Genomic DNA, 4,650 nt, shown 5'->3' on the forward strand with positions numbered 1-4,650 from the left:
GAGACCTGGCCCCATGGCCAGGTCTCCGCGGCTCGGTCCGTCGGGCCGACGCGTCAGGCGTCGCGGTCGCGGCGGTGGTACGTCTCGCGGGTGTGTTCCGTGTGCGCGCGCATGATCTCCGTGGCCCGGCCCTCGTCGCGCTCGGCGATGGCCGCGATCAGCCTGCGGTGCTCGATCCACGACTGCTTGCCGCGCTGACGGGCCACCGGCGTGTAGTACCAGCGCACGCGGCGGTCCACCTGCCCGGCGAGTTCGGCCAGGACGACGTTGCCGGCGAGTTCCATGACCTTGGCGTGGAAGGCCGCGTTCGTGGCCACCACCAGGTCCACCTCGCCGTCGGCGACGGCCTTCTCGCCCTTGTCGCACAGCTCTTCCAGGGCGGTGATCCCCGCGGTGCCGGTGTTGGCGGCGGCGAGCCGGGCCGCCTCCGCCTCCAGGAGCGTGCGGACCGTGAGCAGCTGGTCCGCCTCCTCCTCGGTGGGCTCGTGCACGAACGCGCCCTGGGCGGGCCGCAGATCGACCCAGCCCTCGGTGTTGAGCCGCTGCAGCGCCTCGCGCACGGGCTGCCGCGACACCCCGAGGTGCCCGGCCAGTTCACTCTCCACGAGGTGCTGGCCCGGCTGGAGCGCGCGGGTCGTGATCAGTTCGAGCAGCGCCTCGTAGACCCGCTCCCGGAGCGGACCAGGGCGTTCCAGCTTGGGCACCGCCCCCTGCGGCAGTCCTGTGGACAACATCGCGGTCCCCTCCTCGACGATTGCCTTTTGTCTACAGTCTACTGAGCACAATGGCCAGCACCAGGGGGAGTCGCGCCGGTCACACGGGACGGTCCCGCTACGGGCAGCGGATGACCTGGCCCGCGTACGACAGGTTCCCGCCGAAGCCGAACAGCAGCACCGGATCGCCGTGGTTGATCTCGCCGCGCTCCACCAGCTTGGACAGGGCGAGCGGGATGCTGCCCGCCGAGGTGTTGCCGGAGTTCACGACGTCGCGGGCGACGACCGCGTTGACCGCGCCGATCCGCTCGGCGAGCGGCTCGATGATGCGCAGGTTGGCCTGGTGCAGGACGACCGCCGCCAGGTCGGCCGGGGTGAGCCCGGCCCGCTCGCACGCCTTGCGGGCGAGCGGCGGGAGCTGCGTCGTCGCCCAGCGGTAGACGCTCTGGCCCTCCTGCGCGAACCGCGGGGGCGTGCCCTCGATCCGCACGGCGTTGCCCATCTCGGGCACCGAGCCCCAGAGCACGGGGCCGATGCCGGGCTCCTCGCCGGGGCCGCACGCCTCGACGACGGCAGCGCCCGCGCCGTCCCCGACCAGGACGCACGTGGTGCGGTCCGTCCAGTCGGCCACCTCGGACATCTTGTCCGCACCGATCACCAGGGCGCGGGTGGCGCCCCCGGCCCGCACGGCGTGGTCGGCCGTGGCGAGCGCGTGCGTGAAGCCCGCGCAGACCACGTTGATGTCCATGGCGGCCGGCGAGGGGATGCCGAGGCGGGCCGCCACCCGCGCCGCCATGTTCGGCGAGCGGTCGATCGCGGTGGAGGTGGCGACCAGGACCAGGTCGATGGCGTCGGGCGCGAGGCCCGCCGCGGCGACGGCCTTGGCCCCGGCGTGCGCGGCGAGCTCGTCGACCGGCTCGTCGGGTCCCGCGATGTGCCGGGTGCGGATGCCCACGCGGGAGCGGATCCACTCGTCGCTGGTGTCGACCATGCCCGCCAGATCCTCGTTGGTGAGGATCTTGGCGGGCTGGTAGTGACCGACGGCGGCGATGCGTGAGCCGTGCATGAACGGGTCCCCCTTGTTGCCGGAGATGCGGGACCGTCCAGTCTGCTCAGCGACTCACCAGTAACAGGACACGTAAAGCGACAGGAATCGGGCGACGGGTTTGGCGACTTCTCATCATCACGTCACCCGGTGAAGAGCTGGGTGGCCTTGTGTACGAGCTCATACACCCCATATGCGAGCGGAACCCCCACCCAGACCCAGGCGGCGACGATCAGCGCCCGTCGGCGGGGCGGATCACTTGGCGGCGTGCTGGTCGGTGCCGTCATGGGCTGCCTCCCTCGGGGCGGGAATGTGGTGGCGGGCGTGGACAGGCCGGACGAACTCGTTCGCCACGAAGCCGATGACAAGGAGGCCGATCATGATCGTGAGGGAGAGGCCGTAGAGCCCCGCCCCGCTCTTGCCCGCTTCTTCCTGGCGGTCGGCGACCCAGTTGACGATCAGCGGGCCGAGCACGCCCGCCGTCGACCAGGCTGTGAGGAGACGGCCGTGGATCGCGCCGACCTGGTAGGTCCCGAACAGGTCCTTCAGATACGCGGGGACCGTCGCGAAGCCGCCTCCGTAGAAGGAGAGGATCACCAGCGCGCAGACGATGAACAGGGGCTTCGAGTTGTCCCCGAAGAGGACGATCAGGAGATACATCAGCGCGCCGACGCCCAGGTAGACGCGGTAGACGTTCTTGCGGCCGATCAGGTCGGACGTCGACGACCAGCCGATGCGTCCGGCCATGTTCGCCGCGGAGAGCAGGGCGACGAAGCCCGCCGCCGCGGCGGCCGAGACCGGCGTCGAGGTGTCGGCGAAGAAGTCGGTGATCATCGGCGCCGCCTTCTCCAGGATGCCGATGCCCGCCGTCACGTTCATGCAGAGCACGATCCACAGGCACCAGAACTGGGGGGTCCGTACGGCCGCCCGCGCGGACACCTGGGGCCCGTCGAGCACACCGGGAGCGCCGGGCGTCCGCGCCCCCTCCGTACGCGGCACCCGCACCAGGAACACGCCGAGCGCCATGAAGACGGCGTACGTGAGGCCGTGCACGAGGAAGGCGAGCGCGATGCCGTCGTTGTCGGAGCCGAAGGAGTCCAGCATCTGCGCGGACCACGGGGACGCGATGAGCGCGCCGCCGCCGAAGCCCATGATCGCGATGCCGGTCGCCATGCCGGGGCGGTCCGGGAACCACTTGATCAGGGTCGACACGGGCGAGATGTAGCCGATGCCGAGGCCGATGCCGCCGACGAAGCCGTAGCCGAAGACGATCAGCCAGTACTGGCTGATCGCCGCGCCGAGGGCCGCGATCAGGAAGCCGGACGAGAAGCAGACGAGGGCGACCGTCATCGCCCAGCGCGGCCCGTTGCGCTCGACGAGCGTGCCGCCGAAGGCCGCCGAGAGGCCGAGCATCACGATGCCGAGCTGGAAGGGCAGCGCGCTCTGGGTGCCGCTGAGGTCGAGTGCTGATTCGAGCGGGGGTTTGAAGACGCTCCAGGCGTAGGCCTGGCCGATGGAGAGATGTACGGACAGTGCGGCGGGCGGTACGAGCCAGCGGCTCCATCCCGGGGGTGCGACGGGGGGCCTCATGATCCCGAACAGTAGGAACCCGGGTGGGGAGTTGGGAAGAGGCAGGCGCGATTCCGTCGACGGTATGCAATGTGCCGCGCGACCCCTTGCTGGGCCAACTTCCATACTGTAGACAATATTCCATCGACAGTTGTGGGATGCGGTGTACGACCGTCACAAGCACGCGGTGTACGTCCGTCCCGAGCATGCGATGTCGATCCTGAGCCTTCTTCGGATCCCTCGACCGAACGGAGCGCGCCACCGTGAAAGTCGCAGTCCTCGGCGCCGGTGCGATCGGCGCCTACGTCGGAGCCGCGCTGCACCGCGCCGGTGCCGACGTCCATCTCGTCGCCCGTGGACCCCATTTGGCGGCCATGAGGCAGCACGGAGTACGTGTCCACAGCCCGCGCGGAGACTTCACCGCACGGGCCCACGCCACCGACGACCCGGCCGACATCGGCCCCGTCGACTATGTCTTCCTGGGCCTGAAGGCCAACTCGTACGCGGCGTGCGGGCCGCTGATCGAGCCGCTCCTGCACGACAAGACGGCGGTCATAGCCGCCCAGAACGGCATCCCCTGGTGGTACTTCCACCGGCACGGCGGCCCGCACGACGGCCACCGCGTCAGCAGCGTGGACCCCGACGGCGCGGTCAGTGCGGTGATCGCGCCCGAACGGGCCATCGGGTGCGTGGTGTACGCGGCGACCGAGCTCGAAGGCCCCGGCGTCGTACGGCACTTGGAAGGCACCCGGTTCTCCGTCGGGGAGCCCGACCGCTCGCGCTCCGAGCGCTGTCTCGCCTTCAGCGAGGCCATGCGGGCCGGCGGCCTGAAGTGTCCCGTCGAGCCCGACCTGCGCGGCGACATCTGGATCAAGCTGCTCGGCAACATCTCCTTCAACCCGATCAGCGCGCTCTCCCGCGCCACCATGCGCGAGATGTGCCGGCACGGCGGCACGCGCCGCGTCATCGAGATCATGATGAGCGAGACGCTCGCCGTCGCCGCGGCACTCGGCTGCCGCCCGGACATCTCCGTGGAGCGGCGCCTGGCGGGCGCCGAGCGCGTCGGCGACCACCGCACCTCCACGCTCCAGGACCTGGAGCGCGGCAAACCCCTGGAACTCGACGTGCTGCTCGCGGCCGTCGTGGAGCTCGCGGAGATCACCGAGGTCCCGGTGCCGACGCTCCGAACCGTCCACGCCATCTCGGACCTGCTGGCCGACCGCACGAGGAGCGCTGCCTAATGCTGAAGTCAAGCGGTAAGACGCAGTTGTGGCCGGGCTTCGTAGGGTGTGCGGTCGCGGAGCATTGCGTAGACGACGTTGA

General features: G+C 70.5%; 5 protein-coding genes. 1 reads left to right on the forward strand and 4 read right to left on the reverse strand.

Features of this window, described 5'->3' with window-relative positions; all coding sequences use genetic code 11:
* Nucleotides 1-53: 53 nt before the first annotated feature.
* The 4 genes from ACWFRU_RS42160 to ACWFRU_RS42175 all read right to left on the reverse strand — a co-directional run bounded on the left by ACWFRU_RS42160 (nt 54) and on the right by ACWFRU_RS42175 (nt 3,348).
* Nucleotides 54-734 carry a GntR family transcriptional regulator gene (locus ACWFRU_RS42160; protein ID WP_365816007.1) on the reverse strand — a complete coding sequence of 227 codons (681 nt, stop codon included), beginning with the start codon at nt 732-734 and terminating at the stop codon, nt 54-56.
* A gap of 97 nt (nt 735-831) precedes the next feature.
* The gene (locus ACWFRU_RS42165) at nt 832-1,779 is read right to left on the reverse strand and encodes a beta-ketoacyl-ACP synthase III (RefSeq protein WP_453443777.1); all 948 of its coding nucleotides are present in this window, start codon (nt 1,777-1,779) and stop codon (nt 832-834) included.
* Nucleotides 1,780-1,901: 122 nt separating this feature from the next.
* The gene (locus ACWFRU_RS42170) at nt 1,902-2,045 is read right to left on the reverse strand and encodes an MFS transporter small subunit (protein ID WP_451212382.1); all 144 of its coding nucleotides are present in this window, start codon (nt 2,043-2,045) and stop codon (nt 1,902-1,904) included.
* Nucleotides 2,014-3,348: an OFA family MFS transporter gene (locus ACWFRU_RS42175; RefSeq protein ID WP_453694147.1), complete on the reverse strand. Its 1,335-nt coding sequence runs from the start codon at nt 3,346-3,348 to the stop codon at nt 2,014-2,016. Before ACWFRU_RS42175 ends, ACWFRU_RS42170 begins: the two co-directional genes overlap by 32 nt.
* Before the next feature lie 242 nt (nt 3,349-3,590).
* Here ACWFRU_RS42175 and ACWFRU_RS42180 point away from each other — a divergent pair, with 242 nt between their 5' ends.
* A complete protein-coding gene (locus ACWFRU_RS42180; protein WP_453694149.1) occupies nt 3,591-4,568 on the forward strand; it encodes a 2-dehydropantoate 2-reductase in 978 nt (325 codons plus the stop codon).
* Nucleotides 4,569-4,650 lie beyond the last annotated feature (82 nt).

It is taken from the genome of Streptomyces sp. NPDC055099 (assembly GCF_053607685.1).